This is a genomic window from Hymenobacter koreensis, assembly GCF_039541855.1.
Classification (GTDB): Bacteria; Bacteroidota; Bacteroidia; order Cytophagales; family Hymenobacteraceae; genus Solirubrum; species Solirubrum koreensis.
In genome coordinates this window covers 75,809-98,631 of sequence record NZ_BAABHA010000007.1, presented here as the reverse complement: position 1 = coordinate 98,631, position 22,823 = coordinate 75,809, and the positions used below count along the sequence as shown (strand labels likewise).

15 protein-coding genes are annotated in these 22,823 nt (G+C 64.1%); 3 read left to right on the top strand and 12 right to left on the bottom strand.

Annotation, left to right across the window (positions count from 1 at the left end):
* Window positions 1–1,188 precede the first annotated feature (1,188 nt).
* Window positions 1,189–2,592, top strand: coding sequence for an RtcB family protein (locus ABD903_RS12070; protein WP_345224533.1), 1,404 nt, complete (start codon window positions 1,189–1,191; stop codon window positions 2,590–2,592).
* Between the two features lie 365 nt (window positions 2,593–2,957).
* Window positions 2,958–4,400, top strand: a complete 1,443-nt coding sequence (locus ABD903_RS12065; RefSeq protein ID WP_345224531.1) for an RtcB family protein — start codon at window positions 2,958–2,960, stop codon at window positions 4,398–4,400.
* 139 nt (window positions 4,401–4,539) lie between these two features.
* On the opposite strand, the gene ABD903_RS12060 is transcribed toward ABD903_RS12065, so the two are convergent.
* The 11 genes from ABD903_RS12060 to ABD903_RS12010 form a co-directional block, all read right to left on the bottom strand.
* Window positions 4,540–4,758, bottom strand: a complete 219-nt coding sequence (locus tag ABD903_RS12060; protein WP_345224529.1) for a PID-CTERM protein-sorting domain-containing protein — start codon at window positions 4,756–4,758, stop codon at window positions 4,540–4,542.
* Between the two features lie 80 nt (window positions 4,759–4,838).
* Entirely contained in the window at window positions 4,839–9,275 is a 4,437-nt protein-coding gene (locus ABD903_RS12055; protein WP_345224528.1) for a DUF4394 domain-containing protein, read from the bottom strand.
* Window positions 9,276–9,677: 402 nt separating this feature from the next.
* Entirely contained in the window at window positions 9,678–10,865 is a 1,188-nt protein-coding gene (locus ABD903_RS12050; protein WP_345224527.1) for a tail fiber domain-containing protein, read from the bottom strand.
* Between the two features lie 169 nt (window positions 10,866–11,034).
* Entirely contained in the window at window positions 11,035–11,442 is a 408-nt protein-coding gene (locus ABD903_RS12045; protein WP_345224525.1) for a hypothetical protein, read from the bottom strand.
* A gap of 508 nt (window positions 11,443–11,950) precedes the next feature.
* Complete coding sequence (locus ABD903_RS12040; protein WP_345224523.1) at window positions 11,951–12,490, bottom strand: hypothetical protein; 540 nt, start codon at window positions 12,488–12,490, stop codon at window positions 11,951–11,953.
* Between the two features lie 206 nt (window positions 12,491–12,696).
* Window positions 12,697–14,358, bottom strand: coding sequence for a T9SS type A sorting domain-containing protein (locus ABD903_RS12035; protein WP_345224522.1), 1,662 nt, complete (start codon window positions 14,356–14,358; stop codon window positions 12,697–12,699).
* Window positions 14,359–14,476: 118 nt separating this feature from the next.
* Window positions 14,477–17,797, bottom strand: coding sequence for a class I SAM-dependent DNA methyltransferase (locus ABD903_RS12030; protein WP_345224520.1), 3,321 nt, complete (start codon window positions 17,795–17,797; stop codon window positions 14,477–14,479).
* Window positions 17,798–17,944, bottom strand: coding sequence for a hypothetical protein (locus tag ABD903_RS12025; protein ID WP_345224518.1), 147 nt, complete (start codon window positions 17,942–17,944; stop codon window positions 17,798–17,800).
* A 404-nt stretch (window positions 17,945–18,348) separates the two neighbouring features.
* Window positions 18,349–19,542 (bottom strand): PAS domain-containing sensor histidine kinase, encoded by a 1,194-nt coding sequence (locus ABD903_RS12020; protein WP_345224516.1) that lies wholly within the window; start codon window positions 19,540–19,542, stop codon window positions 18,349–18,351.
* A gap of 158 nt (window positions 19,543–19,700) precedes the next feature.
* Window positions 19,701–20,255: an MOSC domain-containing protein gene (locus tag ABD903_RS12015; protein WP_345224515.1), complete on the bottom strand. Its 555-nt coding sequence runs from the start codon at window positions 20,253–20,255 to the stop codon at window positions 19,701–19,703.
* A gap of 357 nt (window positions 20,256–20,612) precedes the next feature.
* Window positions 20,613–21,320, bottom strand: a complete 708-nt coding sequence (locus ABD903_RS12010) for a VIT1/CCC1 transporter family protein (RefSeq protein ID WP_345224513.1) — start codon at window positions 21,318–21,320, stop codon at window positions 20,613–20,615.
* A gap of 145 nt (window positions 21,321–21,465) precedes the next feature.
* Here ABD903_RS12010 and ABD903_RS12005 point away from each other — a divergent pair, with 145 nt between their 5' ends.
* Window positions 21,466–22,197: a Dps family protein gene (locus ABD903_RS12005; RefSeq protein WP_345224511.1), complete on the top strand. Its 732-nt coding sequence runs from the start codon at window positions 21,466–21,468 to the stop codon at window positions 22,195–22,197.
* Between the two features lie 122 nt (window positions 22,198–22,319).
* Here the strand turns inward: ABD903_RS12005 and ABD903_RS12000 are convergent, their stop codons facing one another.
* Complete coding sequence (locus tag ABD903_RS12000) at window positions 22,320–22,805, bottom strand: low affinity iron permease family protein (RefSeq protein ID WP_345224509.1); 486 nt, start codon at window positions 22,803–22,805, stop codon at window positions 22,320–22,322.
* Window positions 22,806–22,823: the final 18 nt, after the last annotated feature.

The window sequence follows — 22,823 nt, the reverse complement described above, 5'->3', positions numbered from 1 at the left end:
CAACCACTTTGCCGGGTGCCGTAAACGGGCGCTACTTCGTGGCTTGGTTTTCGGGTGCAGCGCAACGGTTGCTGCATCGCGCGGGTTCGAATCCTGCTGCCGGCCCAGTGTCGGTGAACGAAAACGTTTCGCTTGTTGCCTGTAGCCCTGGCAAGTGGTTCGGCTAAATGAAAACAAAATGCACCCCGCCGGGTGTCGTAGAGCAGCGCTACTTCGGGTCGCGAGTTCGAGTCTTGCCGTTCTCCCATCGTTTACCGCACGGAGAATGTAGCTCAGTTGGTAGAGCAGAAAGCCCTCGGGCTGTACGCTTCTCGCCTGGTTGCCCCGGTGGATATTTTTGTGCTTCTCATTCGGGTGCCGTAGGGGCGCATTCCTTCGCTCAGAACGGTTGCCGCAAGGCGTGCAGGTTCAACTCCTGCCCCGTAACCCATAGGTTGCGGGTGGCGAAATGTAGACGCGGCCGTGTATAGGGCGCTCCGACTTGTTGCCCCGAATGAAAGTGCACCGTTGGGTGCCGTAGTCCAGCCTTACTTCGCGCCGTTAACGCCCAGGTCGCGGGTTCGAGTCCCGCTCGTCGGTCTTCGGGCCGGCGGTAGCTCAGTTGGTTAGAGCAGGACAGTTGGCTGGGCGCTCAGTTGCCCCAACGGTTTGTTAGTACTGCTTACCGGATGCCGTAGGACGGCGTTACTTCGGTGAATTCTTCGGAATGAGCGGGTTCAAATCCCGCAGCTTGCGGCCCCGGCCGCAAGTGATGCCCTGGTCTGCCAGGAGCGTCAGCAACGCCAGCCGCGTGTTGCTCCGGTAAGCAGTTTTGGTTTTCTGATCGGTGCCGTAGCGCAGCCTTACTTCGTGTTAACTTCTGGATGTGGGTTCGACTCCCGCCGGTTGTGTTGTAAACCAACCGTGGCTGATGTGGTAAAGCAAGAAGAGAAAGGGCTGCGCGCCTTATTGCCCGATCCATTTTTTTTCGGAGGTGGATGTTTCAGTCGCTGACGCGCATGCACGTGTTCAGGTGACGCTGTAGGCTTACTGAAGGATCAGCGTTGTGCAACGGCGCAACAATTGGTCAACCACCCCGCCCTGCGGGCACCCCTCCTCAGCTGAGGAGGGGAGTTCGTTCCCACTTGCCGGGAGCAGTTCGTCCTCAACTTCTTGCTCCCAGCTTCTGACTCCTGATTTCTCAACAACATGGCACAACAACTACGCGGCAACGACTTGCGGGAACTAGGTTTCCCGGAAGGCCGCGCCATTGGGCTGGCATTAGCCCAACTGCAGCGCAAGCACTTAAAGCGGTTATCCCACACCGATCAGCTGGCGTTGCTCAAGGTTCTCATCAACAACCCACATAACTTCCTCACCGACCTCGATTGGAGCCACACCGCGGCGGCTTTGTTGCCGCCGCCCAACCGCCACATCGAGCTAGTGCCGCGCAAAGACTACGTCACCTTCGGGGCCGAGTACATTGAGCCGGGCGCGGTGCACCAGATGGAAACGGCCATGAAACTGCCCGTTACCGTGGGCGGTGCCCTCATGCCCGACGCCCACCACGGCTACGGCCTGCCCATCGGCGGCGTTTTAGCCACTGATAACGCGGTAATTCCTTACGCCGTGGGCGTCGACATCGGGTGCCGGATGGCCTTGTCCATCTTCCCCATGCCGCCGCAGTTCCTTGCGCAGCGCGTGCAGGAGCTGAAAAACGTGCTCATGGCCACCACCAAGTTCGGCAACCGCGACGTGTTCCGGCACGGGCAGAAGTTGGGCCACGAGGTGCTGGAGCGCGACGAGTTTCGCAGCATTCCTTTCCTGCGCAACAAGCAGGAAACGGCGGCGGCACAAATCGGTACCTCCGGCTCGGGTAACCACTTTGTGGAGTTCGGCATCGTAGAAATCCTCGACCCGACCAACGAAATGGGCGTGCCCGTAGGCCAGTACATGGGGCTACTTTCGCACTCCGGCTCCCGCGGCTTGGGCGCCGGGGTGGCTAACCACTACACCAAGCTGGCCATGGACACCTGCCAACTCCCCGCCGAAGCCAAGCACCTCGCCTGGCTGACGCTGGACTCGGAAGGCGGCCAGGAGTATTGGGCGGCCATGAATTTGGCCGGCGACTATGCCTCGGCGTGTCACCACCAGATTCACCAGCGCGTGGCCAAAGCCCTGGGCGAGCGGCCCCTGGCCAAAGTGGAAAACCACCACAACTTCGCCTGGAAGGAACGCCTGGCCGACGGCCGGGAGGTAATTGTGCACCGCAAGGGCGCCACACCGGCCGGCCAAGGCGTGCTGGGCGTTATTCCTGGCTCCATGACGGCGCCTGGCTTTATCGTGCGTGGCCGCGGTGTGCCGGAGTCGTTGGCTTCGGCCTCGCACGGGGCGGGCCGGCTGATGTCTCGGACGCGGGCCAAGGCCGAATTGGGCGAAGCCGAAGTGCGCCGGCACTTGCAGGCGCACGGCGTGGAGCTTATTGGCGGCGGTATTGACGAAGCGCCGATGGCCTACAAGGACATTTTCGCCGTGATGGAAAGCCAGCAGGAGCTGGTGGACGTGCTGGGCACGTTCACGCCGAAAATCGTGCGCATGGAAGGTGGGGCGTAATCACTCCCAACACCCGCTCCAAAGAGAAATGCGGACCAAGCATTTTTCGGAAGAGCGAAACGTCAGCAACGATTTCGTTCAACGACAGCGGGGCCGCCGAACAAGAGTTCGGCGGCCCCGCTTTTTTCGTTCGGCTGCAAGCATGAACCAGGAGCGACGTAAGCCGCAATCCTTGCTCAGGTTTCTTTTAAAAGAGGCCGAATTTTCAGTGGGACCCTGCTAGGTCTGCCTACAGGATATCGGTCCATATTATCACGCTCTGGGCAGTAATTCCCCGTCCTAATTGCCGAGCTGCCCGGAAGCAGTGTGTAACCCGCGGCCCGTGCCTGCCGGTAAACCCTGTTCCATCCTTCTGCTTCCCCCGTATGGCAACCAAATCAACCACTAAACTGCACAGCAAGGACTTGCGCCAGCTCGGTTACGAGAGCGACAAGGCCATCAGCATCGCGCTGGATATTCTCAATTCGCGCGAGCTGCGCCGGCTCGACAAAGGCAGCGCGCTGGCCGTGCTCAAGCAAATCAAAGACGACCCGTTCCAGTACGTGCGCGACCAAACCTGGCGGCCGCTGGCGCAGGAACTGGTGCCCCAGCCCAACCGCGACGTAGCCCTGAACCCCAACATCAAAGACTACCGCCGCTACGGCGAGGCCTTCATCGAAGACGGGGCCCGCAAGCAAATGGACACCGCCATGCAGCTGCCCGTTACCATCGACGGCGCCCTCATGCCCGATGCCCACCAGGGCTACGGCCTGCCCATCGGCGGCGTGCTGGCCGTCGACAACGCCGTAATTCCCTACGGCGTGGGCATGGATATCGGGTGCCGCATGGCCCTTTCTATTTTCGACGTGCCGCCGCGCTACCTGGAGCAGCGCATGCAGGAGCTCAAGAAACTGCTGCACAACCACACCCGCTTCGGCAACAAAGAGGTGTTCAAGAGTCCCGCCGACGACCCGGTGCTGGAGCGCCCCGAGTTCAAGGAAATAGGCGTAGTGCGCGGCAAACACGAAGCCGCTATTAAGCAAATGGGCTCGTCCGGCTCGGGCAACCACTTTGTGGAATGGGGTGTGGTGGACATCACCGAAGAAGACTCCGAACTAAACCTGCCCGTGGGCCAATACCTGGGGCTGCTCTCGCACAGCGGCTCGCGCGGTTTGGGTGCCGCTATTGCGCAGCACTACACCAAAGTGGCCATGAACAAACGCCCGCTGCCACCCGAAGCCCGCTACCTCGCCTGGCTCGACCTCGATACGCAGGAAGGCCAGGAGTATTGGGCGGCCATGAACCTGGCCGGCGACTACGCCTCAGCCTGCCACCGCGACATTCACCGCCGCCTGAGCCATGCGTTGGGCGAAAAACCCCTGGCTAAGGTTGAAAATCACCACAACTTCGCCTGGAAGGAAACCCTGGCCGATGGCCGCGAAGCCATTGTACACCGCAAGGGCGCTACCCCGGCCGGCCAAGGCGTGCTGGGCGTAATCCCCGGCTCCATGACGGCGCCTGGCTTTATCGTGCGCGGCCGCGGTGAGCGGGACTCCATTCAGTCGGCTTCGCACGGGGCGGGGCGGCGGCTGTCGCGCACGCAGGCCAAGTTGCAAGTGAGCGAAGGGGAGCTGCGCCGGCTGCTGCGCGACCAAGGCGTGGAACTCATCGGCGGCGGCCTCGACGAAGCCCCCATGGCCTATAAAGACATTCACCAGGTTATGGCCCACCAGCGCGACTTAGTGGACGTGCTCGGCTCGTTTACCCCCAAAATTGTGCGTATGGACGCAGGTGGAGGCGGGGGAAAGAGCAAGTACGGCGGCGAGTAATCGGTGCCCTGGGCGGTACCCAGACGAGAAGCCACAGCAGCACCAAGGCTGATGCGGGCAAACCACCTGCTATTCCAGAAATCAAACGGCCCGGCCTGCTTGTGCAGACCGGGCCGTTTGGTAAGTACAGGAGCCCTTGTTAAGCTGTTTTGCGCTTGCGCAGGCGGTTCAGGGCGTAAGCCGCGCCACCGGCCAGCAGCAGCGAAGCACCGCCGTCGATGGGAATTACCGTGGGCGAGCCACCCGGCTGGGGGCCACCCGAGCCCGGGCCCTGAGCCAACGCCGGCACCGCGCAAAGGGCCAGCAGAAAAACAACACAGCCTACGAAGAGGCGCAGCGAAATGGAGAGGTTTGTCATATTCGGGATGAAGTAGAAAATTCAGCCAAGCTACTGGGGGCGGGCAAAGCTAATTGTCCGCCCCCAATATTGCTTAGTATTTATTCAACGACCAAACGCTTGTTGACCACGCCGTGGGCCGTTTGCAGGCGCAGGGTGTAGACGCCGGGGGCCACGCCCGCCAGCGACACCGTGTGGGCATCGGCGGTGCGGGCGGCGGGCAGCGTGCGGCGCAGCGTGACCTGGCCGAGCGTGTTGACCAGCGTCAGCTCCACCGGCTGCTTGCTTAGCTGGGTCGGCAGGCCGATGGCCACCTGGGCCCGGGCCGGGTTGGGGTACACGGCCACCTGCTGCCCCAGCGAAGCGGGGGCCGTGGCTAGCACCTGGCGCTGGCTCAGCAGCAGCGAGAAGCGGCCCGTGGCCGGGGCGCCCGCGGCCAGCGCGAAGCTGTAGCTGGGCTGGGTAGTCAGGTTAACCACGGCGCCGGTCTGGGCGTCGCGCAGGTAGGCGACGGTGCCGGCCGGCAGGCGCAGCAGCTCGGCGGCGCGCAGCGTGTAGGTGCCCGGCTGGGCGGCCTGCACGCGCAGGTTCACCGCCACGTCGGCCGCGGCCAGGGCGGGCAGCGCGTTAATCGAGAGCGGCTGGCCCGAGGCCAGTTCCGTGGACAGCAGCGGGCCGTTGCCGGCCACGAGCTTGTAGGCGTCCAGCAACGAATCGAAGCCGGCTGTGGCAGTAGCGTCGAAGTAAACCACGGCTTCGTCGGCCGGACCGGTGGCGCCGCGCACATCCAGGCGCACCAGCGGGGCCGTGCTGGCACCGCGCTGGAACGTGGGGTTGGCGTAGGTGGTCAGGCGCGCGGCGTTGCTAAACGACACCTGCGGAATCACCGTGGCGGGCGTGAGGCTCACCCGTACGAAGAAGCCCTGGGCCACCGCAATCTGGGCGGTGCCCCCGTTGGTGCCGGTGCCGCCGGCCACGTAGCTGGAGTAGGTGCCGGCGTACTGGCCGGTGGAACGGTACACGTACACGGCCGCGTCCACGTTCGAGCGGCCCACCAAGTCCCAGTCGATGGGCGAGGGGTAGGGGTTGCCCAGCAGGTGCCAGCCCGATTCGGTTTGCGAGCCGCGCGTCAGGCCGCCCGCAATGATGGGGCCGTTGTTGAGCGTGCCCACGAAGTCCACCGTCTCGGAAGCCGGGATGTTGACGGTGTAGCCGCGGCCCACCACCAGCGGGTCGTTGAGCGTGTTGGGGGAGAAGAAGCCCTGGTCGAAGTCGAGCGGCGCGGGGTTGCCGCTGGTGGTCACGCGCTGCTCGTCGTAGCCGAACACGGTGGGGAAGGGCGTCACGTTATTGGGGACCGGGGCCGAGTTGTAGGCAGGGTTCACCACAGGAGCGAAGCCGGCGGTGGCCAGGTCGCCCACGGTGGAGCCGCTCACGGGCGAGCTGTAGTGGCGGTAGCCCGGGCCAGAGTTCTGGCTGGGGTCAATGTAGCGCTGCACCGTGACGCTGCCGCGTACGCGGGCCGTGTCCACGTTCACCACGTGGGCCGTGCCGGCGGCGTTGGAGAGCAGCGTCAGGTTGCCGTTCGAGGCCAGGCTGCCGTTGAGCAGCAGCACCCGCTGCACCTGAACCGGAGCCGCGGCGCGCACACCGGCCGGACCGGCAGTCAGGTTGTTGAAGAAGGTGGTAGTGCCGCTGATGGTATGGGCCGAAGTGCCGTTAAACGCTACGGTACCCGTTCCAGCGCCCAGCGTAGTGCCGCCGTTGTTGGTGAAGTTGCCGTTTACCGTAAGCGTGCCGCCGTTGGCCGTGGTGAGGGTAGCACTGCTGGCCAGCGTCACGTTGTTGGCCTGCTGGGCGTTGCTCACCACCGGGTCGTTGGCTACGTTGGGAATGGTTACGTTGTCGGTAGCTGACGGTACCTGGGTAGGCAGCCAGTTGCCGGCCGTGCCCCAATCGGTGCTAACGGCACCGGTCCAGGTAAGGCCGGCGGTAATAACGGGGCCGGGCGTCAGGAAGGCGGCCAGACCGGTGAGGGTGGAGCCACTGCCCACGCGGCCCACCAGGTTAGCGGCACCCGAGGTCAGGTCTACGGTGTAAAGGTTATCGGTGCTGCCGCCGGCCGGGCTGGCCACCAGGAAGCCCGTGTTAACCGGCACGGCCGGGTTCGTGATATCCGAGTACACGTCGAACTCCACGCCGGGGTTCACGCTGATGCCCGTGGTGCCCTGGTCCACGTAGGTGCCGGCGTTGGCATCGGTGGAGCGCAGCAGTACGTTGCGGGTCTGGTCGTAGCCGAACAGGGCGGTGCCGGTATTGGCGTTGTTATCGTTGTTGATGTACGCCACGCCCGACAGAGCCGGCGTCCCGCTTGGGTTGCTCAGCGTGCCGTCGGTGATGAACGTTGCGTCAACGGGGTTCATGCGCAAGTTGGCCTGGGTAGAGGCCGACGTAATGCGGATGCGGTCGGGAACGGGGTTGAAATCGAAGCCGATGTTAGCGGCCGTGGTGCCCAGCGGCATACCCTGCAAGCCGCCCACAGTGCTCAGCGCGCCGGTAGCAACGTTCAGCGTGTAGAGCTGCCCTTGCTGCGTGGCTGCGTTGTAGCCCAGGGCATACAGCAGGCCGTTGGCGGGGCGGAAATCGGTGCCCACCAGCGTCAGCCCGGTGCCCAAGCCCGAGATGTTCACGGCCGAGCGCACGTTGGTCGGGTTGCCCGAGTCAAACGAAATCAGGGTGTTGCCCGCCACACCGTAGAGCAGGCGGCCCACCAAAGTGGGCTGGGAAAGCGGTGCCACAAAAGCTGCCACGTCGCGCACCAGTACGCCCTGGCCCACACTGCCCACCAGCGTTACGCCCGTCATGGGGTTCAGGGTATACAACCGGCTGGCCGCCTGCGAAGCTCCCGGCGCAAAGTTGTCGGCGTTGGTCACGACGAAGCCCCGGTTGGTTTGCGCCGCGGCGTCGAAGTAGAAATCCAGGTCGGTTACCACATTTACGTTGTTGTAATTGGGTATCAGGCCCGGCGCGCCGGCAGGAGTCAGCTCGCCCGCGTTGGGGTTGGTCTGGATGAAGAGCTGGTTGCGGCTGTCGTCGATGTCGTAGAGCGTGGTGCTGGTGCTGCCTGCGTACGAGTTCGTGTAAGCCACCGCCCCGATGGTGGGGGAGCCCGTGGCCCCAACGGCAAAGTTCAGGCTGCCGTCGGTGATGAAGGAGCCATCGTTGGGGTTCAGGCGGTAGTTGCTCTGGTTGATGCCCGTTACCCGAATGCGGTCCACGGTGGGGTTAAAGTCAAAGCCGATGGCGTTGGACGCGTCGGCGGTGTTGCCCAGGTTCAGGGTAACGGGGCCGGCGCCCACGGGCGTAGCCACGCCCGTGGTGAGGTTAATGGTGTAGAGGCGCGACTGGCCGTTGGTGGGGTTGTAGCCCAGGCCGAACAACTCGCCGGTATTGGGGCGGAAATCGGTGCCCACGATGGTTTGCCCGGCGGTTACGCCGCTCAGCGTTACGGCCGAGTTAATAAAGCCCGGCGTACCCGAGTAAAACGACACCAGGGTGTTGTTGGTATTCACCGCGTACAGCAGCTGGCCGCTGGGCGCCGGCGCCGTGCGGTCGATGCGCACGGCAATGTCGGTAATGCCCACGCCCGTACCGTTCACGGCGCCGGCCAGGGTGGTAGCACCCGTGGTGAGGTCCATGCGGTAGAGCAGCGAAACGAAGCTGCCGCCGCTCACCTGGTTTACGTTCAGGTAGGCGTTTTCAGCCCCCGCCGACACCGTGTAGATGTCCAGATCGGTGCTGGCGCCCGGTGCGTTAATGGGCGTGGGGTTGCCCCCGGCTACGGGGGTAATGGTGGCTACCGTGGCCAGGCTGCCGCCGTTGGGGTTGTCGGAGCGCAGCAGCAGGGAGCGTTGCTCATCGATGTAATAGAGGGTGGTGCTGGTGGACCCGATAAACGAGTTGGTGTAGCCGGCCGCGCCCACGAAGGGGTCCTGGCCCGCGTTGGCGTCGCCGGCCACAAAGGCCAGGTTGGTGTCGGTAGCCGTAATGCTGCCGTCGTTGGGGTTCAGGCGGTAGTTAACGTCGTTGGTACCCACCACCCGAATGCGGTCCACGGTGGGGTTGAAATCGAACCCAATTCGCTCGTTGCCGGCGCCGAAGTTCAGCAGAATGTCGGTGGTGCCCACGGGAGTGGCCGTGGCCGTGGCGTCGGTGGTGTTCTGGCTAAGAATGTAGAGGCGGGCGTTCAGGCCGGCCGCGTTCGGGGTGTAGCCCAGGGCGTACAGCTGGCCGGTGGCGGGGCGGAAATCCAGCCCTACCAAAATTCGGCCGGCCGGCAGGCCCACAATGGGTTGCCGGGTCTGCGACGTGAACGGGGCCGCTAAATTAACCGAGGTCAGATCGGAGCCGGACAGGCCGTACACGGTTTGGGCCTGGGCCGAGGTGGCCGCGCCCAAGCCCAGGCACGCCACGGCCAGCACCCCAAAGGTGCGCCGCCAGAACCCGGAAGTGGTGGTAATAGGTACTACTGTGTTCATACTCGACTGTTAGGTAAAAGGTAAGTGAACAAACAGGCAGAGCGCCAGCGGCCAAAGCCGCAAGGCAGCAACGAAAGCAGGTACGGTTGCAACCGGGCTTTGGATTGGATTATCGGTGATTAAATTAACATTAATGAGTGAAGGCGCAAGCGCTGCCTGTTACCTGCCGTTTTTCCTGCCCGGTTAGGCGCGGCAAAAATGCCTTTACCCGCACAGCCGCCGCGAAAACACAGCCGCTCAAGCTGCGGCAGCGGCCGGGCTTACGCACCGCGTTTTTCTCCGAAACCTCCCGGCCGGCACCCCCTTAACATCCCGGCTGGGTACAAAAAAACCGCCGCCCGGAAAAGTCCGGACGGCGGCAGGAAAAGCAGAAACGGGAAACGGCCGCCGACTGCGCCAGGGTTACGAGCGGCGCACGAAGAATGCACCCACGCCCACGCTGGCCAGCAGCAGCGCCGCCACCGGCAGGCTGGCGCCGCTCCACGGGCTGGTGGCCGCCGCCACCGAGCGTTGCTCCAGGGCCGCGAGGCGGGCGCGCAGGGCTTGGTTTTCGGCTTGAAGCGCGGCCAGCTGGGCACCCTGGGTTTGGGTGCGGGCATCCAGGGCTTGCACGCCGGCCAGGGCCACGCCGTCGGCGTCCACGGTGCCGATGCTCACGCTGTCCTGGCCCAGGCCAAAGGCGCGGCGGAAGTCCTGGGCCATGGGGCCGAGGTGGCGCACGGTGGCGGGGTCGGTCTTGTAGCTCCAGCGCGTAATGGGCACCTGGCGCAGGCGGCGCAGCACGTCTTCGCCCGAAACGGGCTCGATGCGGTTTTTTCTGTTACGGTCGGAGGCGTTGGTCCATACGCCGCCGTCGGAGAGGTAGGCGCCGCTGGAGGTGGCAATCAGGGCGGTGGACTGCCCCCAGTTGGTGGTGCTGCTGCCGAGAATGGTGGAGGCGGGCAGTATGCTCACGCCTCGGGTAGCGTCGTATCCGAAGGTGTTGCCGGTGCCACCCGTCACCACGCGAAAGCCGCCCGTCACGCGCCAGAAAGCGGAGTGGTTGTTGGGAGCCCGGAACGACTCGTCGGAAAGGCTATTCCCGTCGTCTACCACCGAGCGGTCGGCAAACACAAAGCTGCCCTGGCGGGTGTTGGTGTGGGCGTAGTTGCCCAACGCCACCGAGGCCGCGCCCGAGGCCGTGCAGTACTGCCCCATGGCGGTGGAGCCGACGTTGACCGCCGCGGTGGAGTTGCCGCTGGCAAAGGCGTAGTCCCCGCTGGCCCGCACGTTGCCGCCTAACGCCATGGAGTACAGGCCGATGTTCGCGTCGTCCCACTGGGTGCCGTTAATCGAGCCGGCGCGGAAGGCGGCTTTGTCCGGGTACCACATGAGGCGGGTGCCGCTGCCTTCGGCGGGAATGGCCAGAGCGGAAAAGCCGCTGAACTCGCCGCCGCCCAGCAGGCCGCCGTTCACGTCGACGCTGAAGCGCGACACGCCGGCGGCGGTTTTCACGTCCACGAGCTTGTCGGGGGCTTGGGCCAGGGCGGTAGCGGGCAGCAGGCTCAGGCCGATGAGAGCAGCCTGCAAAGAGGTGGAGAAGTGGGGCATACGCAAGGGTAGGAAGGAGGGCAGAGCCGCCCAACCCAAAGGTAGCCCGTCCGGCGGATATCGCACAACTGCTATTCTTCGGTAAACACGCGCCGCCGGGGCGCCGGGCATAAAAAAGCCTCCTTCCGGCGGGGAAGGAGGCCCGGCCGGGCCGCCGAACAACAACGAATTACAGTGCGGCGCGGCGCGTGGTTACGGCCTCAATAAAGGTGTCGAGCACGGCAATGTCGGAGGTGGCTTCGTCGCGGTCCAGCTCGCGTTCCAGCCGGGCCTCGGGGCCGTAGTTTTCCACCTTGCTCACAAGGTTGTTAACGCGGGTTTCGTAGCGGTTGAGCTGATTTTGGTTGCGGCGCTTGTCGTCGCCTTCGGGCAGGGCCGCCACCACCGGCGAGAGGCCCGCAATCAGGGCCTGGGTGGCCGTCAGCTCGGCTTGCGCGGTGGTTACGGTGTCCCAGTTGGCCAGCTGAAAAGTGAGGTTGTTGAGCCGGTTGACCAAACCGGTTCGCTCGCGCTGCTTGTCGGCGAGCAGTTGGTCGCACTGGGCGACGGTCGTGAGGAGGTTAACTGAAAATGCCATGATGTTGAGAGAAATAATAGTAGAAGAATAGCGGCCCGTACCGTGGCCCTAACATACACGTAAGCTCGACAGTAAAAAATACCTGCCACCGGAAAAAGGGTCGGTTCAGCGCCAGGCCCCCGCCCGGGATTCCAGGCGCCCCCGGCAGTTGTCGTTCGACCCCACTGGCCCACCTCGTTTGATGCGCGACATCCAAAAGAGAGTACGGTATCCATTGGGGGCCACGAACCGGGGAACCGCTGTAAGCAGCTGTTTAGAGCATTTCTTAGGCTGGTGCACGGGCCGCGTTGCCGTCGGACCCCACCCCCGTCCCCTCCCCCGTAGGGAGGGGTGCCAGACGACAAAACTGTCAGAACGCACCCCTCCCTACGGGGGAGGGGACGGGGGTGGGGTCCTCAAACCTGAGAACTGCTTCTAACAAGTGCGCAAGGGTTTTCGGGGCTATGCCTGGGCTGAACCCGTGGGCCAACCCCGCGCTCTTGGGCTGTCTGCTGGCTTCGGTCGGGCGCTAGGCGTCGGCGGCGGGCAGCAGCCGGGCTACTTCGGCGGCCTCGGCCCGCAGCCCGGCCAGGCGCGCTTGCAGCAGGGCCTGGGCGGTGCTGCCGCTGCGGGTTAGCTCGGCGCGGGCCCCGGCCGCAAACGGCTCGGGCCAGGGGGCGGGGGGCGCACCGGCAGCCGCAAGGGTGGCTGCAATGGTGGGCAGGGCCGCCAGCCGCCGCCGGGCCCAGGTAGCGCGCTCGGGCAGGGCGGCCAGCCGGTGGGCCAGAGCATCGGCGCGCAGCTCACAGGCGCGCTGGTGGCGGCGCAGGGCGGCGGCATCGGGGGGCTCGGGCGCGGGCGCGGCGGGGGTGGCCTGCTGGGCCAGATCGAGGGCCAGCCGGGGCAGCTCGGCGTGCAGGGGCAGGCCGCGCAGGCCCTGCTCTACCTGCAAGGTCATGGCTTTGCTCAGGCCCAGGCAGGCGCCCAGCTCGGTCAGGCTCAGCCCAAACCACGCCCGCAGCCGGCGAAGCAGGTTGGGCGACAAGGGCGGGGCGGCGGGGGTGGGCATGGCGCAGAAATTTGCTTACCGTTTTTCCGAGGCTCTAAAAACGGTAAGCAAAATAGAAAGGCTTTTGCTTACCGTTTTCGGGGAGGTAAAAAAACGGTAAGCAAAAGGGCCGTGCGGCGGAGAAACGCGGCAAAGCGACAGAAAAAACGCCACTTCCCGGTCCGGGAAGTGGCGTTGGGTTTCGGCGGTGGCTTCGGCGGCCGGGGCTACTCCACCCGCACGCGGCCGGTATAAGAGCGGCCCTGGGCGTCGATGGCACGCAGGGTGTAGAGGCCCGGCCGCAGCCCGCGCACGGATACCGGGGCGGCGCCCGTCACTTGGGTCTCGCGCACGGTGCGGCCCAGCGCGTCGAGCACGTGCAGGCGGGTGCCGGCGGGCAGGGCGGGTAGGTGCAGCTCGGCGTGGGCGGGGTTGGGGTAGAAGGCCAGGGCCGTGGGGCTGCTTGGCTTGGTGGCCAGGGCGCTGTTGCCCAGGCGGGCTACAAAAACTTCCCGGGGCAGCGCGGAGGCGAGGTTAATGGGGCCGAAGGCACAGGTACCCGCAAATGCACCCCGGACGAAGACGTCACCCCGGGCATCCAGGCCGAGGTAGCTGCCCGAATCAAAGCCGGGGCCACCGGCCTGCTGCAGCCAGCGCAGCTGGCCCTGGGCGGTGTAAGCCGCCACGCTCATATCCCGGTCGCCGGCGCTGGTGAGGGTGGCCGTGCCGAAGCGGGCGGTGCCGCTGAAGTTACCTACCACATACGGGTTACCGGCTGCGTCGAGCGCCACGTAGCCAAGGGCGTCGGGGCCGGGGCCGCCGCTGGTCTGGGCCCATTGCAAAGAGCCCTGCGGCGAATATTTCAGCAGCACGCCGTCGACGTCGCCGGCGCTGGTCAGGGGAGTGGTGCCGGCCGCGGCCGAACCCGCGAAAAAACCCGCGAGGTAGAGGTGCCCGGTGGCGTCGCAGGTGCCGGCGCGGCCGCGCTCATCGCCCGGGCCGCCAAGCTGCTGTGCCCACTCAAACGTGCCCTGGGCGCTGTATTTGGCCACCAGAACATCCATGCCGCCGCGGCTCGTGAGGCTGGTGCCGCTGAAGACGGCGGGTTGGTTGAAGTCGTTGATCAAGTACGTTTCGCCGCTAGGCGCTACGGCCAGGGTCGGGTAATAATAAGCGGCTGAACCCGAAGCCGGCCCGTATTCAAACGCTTTGTAGAGCGACTGTAAGGCACCGGTGCTGGCAGCAAAGCGGGCCAGGAAAGTGCCCGGCCGGCCCGGGGAAGTCGAACTGATGGAAGCCGAGCCAATGGTCAGCGAAGTGGAATAATACCCGCCCACCCACACGTTACCGGCGGCATCAACACCAACTCCGCCACCCACCGCTGAGGTGGTGCTTTGCTGGGCCCAGGTGGCCGTGCCCTGGGGCGAGTAGCGAGCCACAAAGAACCGGCGGGCGTTGGTAGCGCTGCCTGTGTTAAGCTGAACCCCGTTGCCAAGGTCAATGTTGCCGCCGAAGTCGCCGACGACATACGCATTGCCGGCCGCATCAAGCGCCACGCCCAGGGCCGATTCGGAGCCGGCCGAGCCAATCTGGCGCACCCAGGCCAGCGTGCCGGCGGGCGTGTACTTGGCCAGAATGGCGTCGGTGGAGTTGTTGCTGCCCTCGTTGGTGAGGGTGGTGCCACCCAGGCTGAGGGTGGGGGCGTTGAAGGCGCTTACTTCGTAGGTGTTGCCGGCCGCATCGACAACGGCGGCACCGGTGAAATTGGGGCCGCTGCCCAGGGCGGTGGCACCCAGCCAGGACGGGGCCGTTTGGGCCTGGACCGCGAAGCTGAGCCCCGCCGCCGCAAGCAGGCACGTGAGTCGGGAAAGCAGAGTAGATAAGGGCATAAGCAAGAAAAGAAGGATGAGCAATGGGACAAACGGCGCGGGCGGCGGTCAACCACCCCCGTCGCCGCTAAAGCGGCAACATCCCCTCCTCGTCTGAGGAGGGGAGCTGGTTGTTCGGCTAGGCTACATAGGCGCCTTCCGGGGTTTGGCGCACCAGGGCCAGGGCGGCCAGGGTGGCTAGTAGCGGCTCCACTTTTTCGGGTTTGAGGCGCTTGAAGCGGGCGGCTACCTGGGCGGCGGTTTGGGGCTGGGCGGCTTGCTGGAGGGCGTCGCGCAGGGCCTGCATTTGCGGGGCCAGCTCGGTGGGCCATACCTCACCCCCCGACCCCCTCTCCAAAAGAGAGGGGGAGCCGGACGACTTGGTATTGCTGGCTTCCGTGGGCAGGGCCAGGACGGCTTGCTGCTGGTCGGGGGCCTGGTAGGCGGGGCGCAGGTAGCGGACGTGGCCGGCCTGCTCCTCGCGGGCGCGCTCGTGGTTGAGGCGCACGAGGCGCGTCAGAATCTCGGCGTCGGGCAGGGCGGGGGGCCAGCCGTAGGCCTCGGCTACGGCGGCGTCGAGCTGCTGGTGGAGGCTGAGGACCACGGAGGCGAGGCCCTGCTGATTCACGGTCTGGTCTTTGGGCGTGAGGGGCTGATTGGCGCGCAGCTTCTCCACCACGTTGTAGAGGTCGGTGAGGGTGAGCGTGGGGTGTTGGGCCTGCTGGCGCTTGCGGTGGGCGTCGAGCTGTTCGGCCAGCTCGCGGATGCGGGCCTGCTGCGCGGGCGTGGCGGCGGGGAAGGGGAATGGGTCGAAGCAGCGGGAGTTATTGTAGCGAGGTCTGTCCTCTAAAGTGCTACCCAGTGCTAGAGCCCAAATTTCATGAAATCTGCTTGAAAGTACACCAAGACTGTAGGCGTCCTCCAACGCAATTACCACAATGGTCGAGTCAGGAATTGTGTCCGCAGGCAAGAAAGAAAAAATCCTGTGCCTAGATGTGTAAACTGTTGAAATATAACGACTTATGTTAGTCGTCATATCGCGCAGTTTTGGATTTGGTTCGCCGAAAATCCACCACTTTTCCCGTCGAGAGGTCCTATTGTTTTGGTCTCTTTCGGGTTTGACAGTTTCTAATATGTGTTGGTAAACCTGTGGGTATTGCTCTAGTAGCTGAGCAGGTTGCAGACCGTACATATCAACCGCGAGTAGCCCCCTGGATTTCTGCGTCAAGTCACGCCCATTCAGAAACGGCCGTATTCTAGCTTCCAAACCATCAATAGTGCCCAAGCCTAGCTTAGCTGCTTTAGCGGGAGTAACTAGGAAGCCAGAGCCATAAATTCCGACGCCTCCATTTGAAAGGTTCTTATTCGATTTTAACACCTCCACGGAATCAACATCTGCACCGATGGTCAGGTCAGCGTTTATTTCACCACTAAATGAAGTTACTTCAACGTCCAGCGCATCATCTTTTGCAGGTGTTTCTTTCGTTACCCTTGCCAGCAAACCAGTAGTGCTACCAGCTTGTGCTGTTGTCATAGCAACTCGCACCGCTGCTCCATCAACTGAATCCACCCAAGGATGGTCAGGTATAGCATAGACAATAGAAAGTGGTGCCTTTTCATCTTCAATATGACGTTGAACAACACGCCTATTGAAAGTCATCGATATTGAGTTTGTAGTGATAAACCCAAATTGTTCTGTTTTGCCTAAGCGCACTAATTCAGCCGCATTATCCCACCAATACATTACAAAATCGGCTGATTCAGGAACTCTGCCTCTGTAAGCTTTTCGTAATGCGTCAACGTAGCCAACACCTAGTAATTCCTTCATTCGCTTGTCTCCCACAAACGGCGGATTGCCCACGATGAAATCAGCTTCGGGCCACTCGGCGGGCTGAGGGTTGGGGTAGTCCAGCACGGGCGTGCGGGCGGTTTCGTCGGGCACGGGCTGTCCTGTCGCGGGGTGGGGGCGGGTGGTGCCGTTCCAGCGGGTCACGGGCTGGCCGTGGGCGTCGAGGCGGGGCGTGGGCGCGTCGTGGCGCAGGGCGGCGTCCTGCTGGCGGATGTTCTGGTACTCATCGAGCAGGGGCTCGGAGAGCTGGGTGATGCCGTGGGTGCGCAGGTGCCATTGCAGGTAGCCAATGCGCAGCACCACGTCGGCAATGGCGGCGGCGCGCGGGTTCAGCTCCAGGCCCAGCAGCTGCCGCGGGCTCACGGTGGTGCCCCCGCCGAGGTCGAGCAGGCCGGTTTGCCCGAAGGCGTTGATGGCGGCCAGCACCTCGCCCTCCAGCCGCTTGAGGTGCTCGAGCGTGACGTAGAGGAAGTTGCCGGAGCCGCAGGCCGGGTCGAGGATGCGCAGCGAGGTGAGGCGGGTGAGGAAGCGCACCAGCTCCTGGCGGGCCTCGCGGGGCTGGCCTTCGTCGAGGCGGCGGGCGCTGGCGGCCTGGGCGGCCGTCCACTCCCGGCGCAGGGGTTCGAGCACGGTGGGCAGCACCAGGCGCTCCACGTAGCGGCGCGGGGTGTAGTGGGCGCCCAGGCTGTGGCGCACCTTGGGGTCGAGGGCCCGCTCGAGCAGGGTGCCGAAGATGGCGGGCTCCACCTCGGTCCAGTCGGCTTCGGCGGCTTTGAGCAGCAGGGCCATCTGGTCGGGGGTGAGGGGCAGGGCGGTGGCGTCGTGGAAAAGCTTGCCATTGAAGCGGCGCAGGCGGGCCTTGAGGTCGGGCGAGAAGCCGCCGGTGTCCATGGTGTGCCACAGGCCGCTGAGGGCATCGGGCAGAAACTCGCGCATCTCGGGCGTGGAGTAGGTGCGCAGCATGCCCGTGAAGGAGGTTTTGGGAATCAGCCCCACGTCCTCGGAGAACATGGTGAACAGGCAGCGCATCAGGAACTGGGCCACCACTTCGGGCGCGTGCCCGGCCCGCTCCAGCTGGGCACTCACGCCGGCCAGGTAGCCGGCCAGCTCCCGCGTGACGCGGGCGGCGCGGCGCGAGGGGTCCAGCTCGCGGGGCTCCAGCCAGATGCCGCGCAGCAGCGTGCGCGTGCCCTCGTCGGCCAGCGCCGACAGCGGCAGCCGGAACCGGGCCTGGTCGGGGAAGGGCACGAAGGAGTCGCCGACCCCGGCGAAGTTCGAGTACACGTCAATGCAGTAGCCCACGTCCACCACCAGCACGAACAGGGGCCGGGGCTCGTCCGGGGGCAGGGCGCGCACGTAGCCCAGGGCCTGCTGGCGGGCGGCCTGCATCATCTGCTCCCACTTCACGGAGCCGCGCAGGGCGTGGCCCTTGCGGCGCTTCTCGGCGGCCAGGCCCAGCTCGGCGCGGTCGGCTTTTTCGGCCTTTTGCTGGGAGTCGGGCGAGTCGGTGCCCTGCTTGGTTTCCAGGATAAAGCAGCCGCGCTTGTAGAGGTCGATGCGGCCGGTGCTCTTTTTGGGGCCGTCGTTGAAGGTAACGGCGCGCTCCAGCACTTACTGGTCCTGGGAGGCAGTGTCGGTGGTCGGGTCGGGCTTGGGCACGCCCAGCAGGTCGCAGAGGTCTTGCAGGAAGAGGCCGTAGTTGGCGCGCTCGGCGCCGCCGGATTTCTGCCAACGGGCGGCGAAGTCGGGGTAGGTCAATTCAATTATGAATTAAGAATTGAGAATTAAGAATTAGGGTGGGAAGATAGGGGGAAATACGGGTTGCGTGGGGGCTGGTGGGGGCTTTTCTGTGGGCCGCAGCCCTGTAGCCACAATCACCCTCTCCCGTGGCCACACCCCCGGCCCCTCTCCTGTGGAGAGGGGAGCCTGACGCGCTGCCCGGCGCAGCTTCTTCGGCTCGCGCCTTCGAAGCCGCTACCAACTGACGGTATTGCCCCATACGACAAGACCTCGGCTGGTAAGCCGAGGTCTTGTTTCGTCAGGCTCCCCTCTCCACGATGTCGCGCATCAAGCGAGGTAGGGGCCGGGGGTGAGGCCCACGGGTGAGGGTCACAAGGCAGAGGCTATGGCAGGGGCCGGAGGTAAGGGCCGTAAGTGTTGCCCTACGTCAGGTCAATGAAAAACGTGGTGCCTTCCTGCTCTTTGCTTTCCAGCCAGATTTTGCCCTCGTGGAGCTCCACAATCTGCTTGGTAATAAACAGGCCCAGGCCGGTAGTGGTGTCGCCGTAGAGGCCGGAGCGGGAGGCAGTGCTGAACTTGTCGAACACCCGGCCCTGCAGCTCTTCGGGAATGCCCAGGCCGGTGTCCTGCACCACCAGCCGCACGTGGCCTTCGTGCGGCTGCAGGCGCACGCAAATACGGCCGCCGGCGGGTGTGAAGTTCATGGCGTTGGTGAGCAGGTTATCCAGGATGCGCCCGAATTTATCGGCGTGGATGTTGGCGTACAGCGGCTCCTTGGGTAAATCCAGCTCCATGTCGATGCCCTTGTCCTTGGCCACCACCTGAAATACCACCAGCCGCTCGTCGAGGTAGGCGCCCAGGTCGGTGCGGTGCTTTTGCAGCTTGGTCGATTCCAGCTGGCCCAGGTACAGCAGGTCCTGCAGGGTAATGCTGGTTTCGTCGCAGGCCTGCTCAATGAGCTCCAGAAGCTGGTTAATGGAAGCCAGGTCTTCGGCCGGCTCCAGGCCTTGCAGCGCCTGGTCGCGCTGGAGCAGGTCCACCATCAGCTTAATGTTGCTGATAGGGCTTTTTAAATCGTGCGCGGCCAGGTGCAGAATGGTTTCCTGGGCGTCGTAGAGGCGCTTGTGAATTGCTTCCAGTTTTTTGCGCTCGGAAATATCCTCCAGGGTGGTATAGCCCAGCTCGGCGCCGTCGTCGGGGAAAAGCACCGAGGTTACCTGGCACCAGAACGAGCTGCCATCGGGCCGTACCAAACAGGTTTCAAGCTGAAAATTGGGCTCCTTGTGGGCCCACAGGCGTTCCTGGAGATTGGTCCAGTCGGCGAGGTGGGCGGGGTGGGCAAATTCCATGATGCGTCGCCCCACCAGCTCCTCGGGCTGCCCGAGGCCCAGCATCAGGGCCAGTGCCCGGTTGGCCTGCCGAATGGTCAAGTCGGGGTCGATAATTTTCTGGCCCAGCGGGGAATTCTCGAATACCGTGCGGAAACGCAGTTGGCTTTGCTCGGTGGCGGCGGGTGCGGGCGGAGCAGCTTTTAAACGAGCGTTTTCGGCGCGCAGGGTCTGGAGTTCCGCTTCCAGAGCGTTTTGCTCGGGCACAGGCGTGGAGGGGGCTGGCATAAAAGCGGCTGACGCAACAACCGACCCGAAAAGCAGCGGCCGGAAATTCGGGTGAAAAACCCAAGGTAAGCCTTTCACGGTTGGCACGGCCGTTTCTGCGGTTTACGCCGGGCGGCCGGGCCGGCAAGCCAGCGGCAAAGGCCGCGTGCGGCTGGTAGTTAGCTTCTCGCCCCGGGCGCCGGTGCCGCGTTGGTCTCCACTGCAACCACCCGCACCGCGTCGCCCACCCGCAAAGTGCCGCCCTGCACAATGCGGGCCGTGAGGCCGCCGTGCCCGCGCATGGCGTTGTAGCCGCCGGCTCCCAGCTCTTCCTCCATGCGCGAACAAGGATGACACTCGCCGGTAATTTCCAGCACCACCTCGTCGCCGAGGCGCACCTGCCGGTTCTTGAGGGCCAGCAAGTTCAGGCCGCTGATAACCAGGTTGCGCCGCAAGCGGGCGGGGTCTACGGGTTCGGACAAGGCCAGAAAACCGGCCACGGCCGCCAGGTGCTCGTGCTGCACCAGCGTTACCTGCCGCTTGCCGCCGGGCTTAATGCGGGCGTGGTCGCCCACCAGGTGGGCATCGGTTAGCACTTCTACTTCCGGCACGGCCAGCAGCGGCTCCCGGCGCTTTGGCCGTACGCCAATCCACTCCACGCGGCCGGTTTGCGGCAGGGTAGCCAGCAAGCGGGCAATTACAGATTTATCGTCGCCGAAGAAGGGAAAGGCCATGCGTAGCGGGTAAGGTGCTGCAAAGTAAGGCTGCGCCCGGCAAGCTGGTTCCATTAGAAGCAGAATGCGTGGCGAAGCCCGTTGGTGGCGGTGCTGCGTGTGCCTTGAAATTCTTCCTTTCAGCGAGGTAGAGGACCCCACCCCCGTCCCCTCCCCAAAAGGAGAGGGGTGCGTTCTGCTAAACAACGACATCGTTGCTGATGGCTGGCACCCCTCTCCTTTGGGGAGGGGACGGGGGTGGGGTCCAACGGCAGCGCGGCCCGTATACCGATCTGAAAACCGCTGTAAGTTGCTCGTTGTCAGCTCCGCTTAAGGGTCGGTCTAACAACGAAAAACGAACAACATAAAACAAACAGCTTAACCGCCTACCAGCTTTGCTACCGCGAAAGCCGCGGCGGCTGCCAGCGCGCCAATGCCGGCCATTTTCAGGGCGCCCGCCACCGGGGGCTGACCGGTTTGCCGGCTTTTGAAATAGCCGAAAACCAGCAGGCACAGCAGGGTAATTACGGCCGACCAAACCAGTCCCTCGGCCGGGGTGGCGGTGAAAAAGTAAGCCGTTAACGGAATCAGGCCTCCCACGGCGTACGCCAGCCCAATGGTGGCCGCGCTGTTGCGGGCGCGGCGCGGGTCGGGCTCCTCCAGGCCCAGCTCGTACTTCATCATGAACTTCACCCACTGGTCGCGGTCGGCGGTGAGCTCCCGCATGGCCAGCTCCTGGGTGGCAGGCGAGAGGCCCATGTCGGCCAGCAGCTCCTGCACTTCGGCGCGCTCCACGTGGGGCACTTCGTCTACCTCGCGAAACTCGCGGCGCAGCTCGGCGGCGTAGTGGTCGAGCTCGGTGCGGCCGGCCAGGTAGCCGCCCAGGCCCATGGCAATGGACCCGGCCACGATTTCGGCCAGCCCCGCCGTAATTACCAACGACGACGAATCGACGGCCCCGCTCAGGCCGGCAGCCAGCGCGAAGGGTACCGTCAGGCCATCGGCCAGGCCAATGACAATGTCCTGCAGCAGCGCCGAGCTGGTCAGGTGCTCTTCGGGGTGCGGATGCTGGTGGTGGGGCGTCATGGAAGTAAAGCGGCGAAGGCTAAATATAGCGCCCAATGCCAACCCGCGGCCTTCCCCCGGCGTATGCCGAGTCATGGGCCAACTGCTGGCCCCGGAGCCGGCCGGTCAAGGTCAGGCTCCGCTTCGTATCTACTACTTCCACACCATGGCAACCAAAGCAACCGGCAAGAATCCCGCCGCCAGCAAGGCTTCTGCTCCGAAAGCCGCGTCGTCGTCTACCTCCAAAGCAAGCACTGCCTCCAAGGGCGCCGCTGCCAATGGCAAATCGGCGGCCCAGGACGATTCTGCCGTACCGGCCCGCCGTGCCGCCTCGGCCGTTCAGCCCATTCTCAACCAACAGGAAAACGCCCCCCGTGCCCTGCAGCGCTTCGGCACCGTATCGCAGCGCCTGCCCATTGGCCTGAACGAGCAGGTGCGCCTGCAAAGCGTAGAAATGCTCAACCAACTGCTGGCCGATACCATCTGCCTGCGCGACATGTACAAAAAGCACCACTGGCAGGTAGTGGGGCCCACGTTCTACCAGCTGCACCTGCTCTACGACAAGCACTACGAAGAGCAAAGCGAGCTGGTGGATAGTGTTGCCGAGCGCATCCAGATCCTGGGCGGTATTGCCCTGGCTATGGGCGCCGACGTGGCCGAAGCCACCAACGTGCCACGCCCGCCCCGCGACCGGGAAGAAGCGCCGGTGCAGGTGTCGCGCCTGTTGCAGGCTCACGAAATCATCCTCAAGCAGTGCCACGACTACGCCAGCCGGGCCGACGATGCCGGCGACGACGGCACGAACGACCTGATCGTAAGTGAGCTGGTGCGCACCAACGAAATGCAGGTGTGGTTTCTCTCCGAGCACCTCGTGGATACCCCGCTGGTGCGCTCGTAGCACCCACCGAAATTCATCGAATACCAAATGCAAAAGGGCCGCATCCGGTTAGGATGCGGCCCTTTTACGTTGTGGGTGGGTAAGGCCAGTCCGTTTTAATGCAGAGCAGTCCTCATGGGGCATTATGCCCAGTGTTGGTGGCGTTTCTCGGCGTGGTTTTCTTCGGCTTCTTCCACCGAATGGGTTTTGCCGAGGTCGTTATCCTTCTGGGCTTTTTCGGCTAGCAGGCAGTAAAAGCTGTGTAGCAGGGCAATTTCCTCTTCGGTGAAGTCCTGGGCGTTAATCAGGCGGTTGCTGGCGCCTTTGGTTACCGCAATCAACTCATTGAGCTTGAGGTGCAGCACCAGGGAGTCCTTGTTTTGGGCCCGCTGAATAAGAAACACCATCAGAAACGTAACAATGGTGGTTCCGGTGTTGATGACGAGCTGCCACGTGGCCGAAAACCGGAAGAACGGCCCCGAAACAGCCCATACCAGAACCGTCGTCAGGGCCAGTCCAAACGCCCACGACGAGCCCGACCACTGGGTAATGCCCTGGGCCACCTGTTGCAAGCGGGTGCCGCGGGCCGGGCTGCGGGAAATATGCTGAAAAGCTTCTTTGGTAGTCATGTGTGGTAGGGTGGAGGC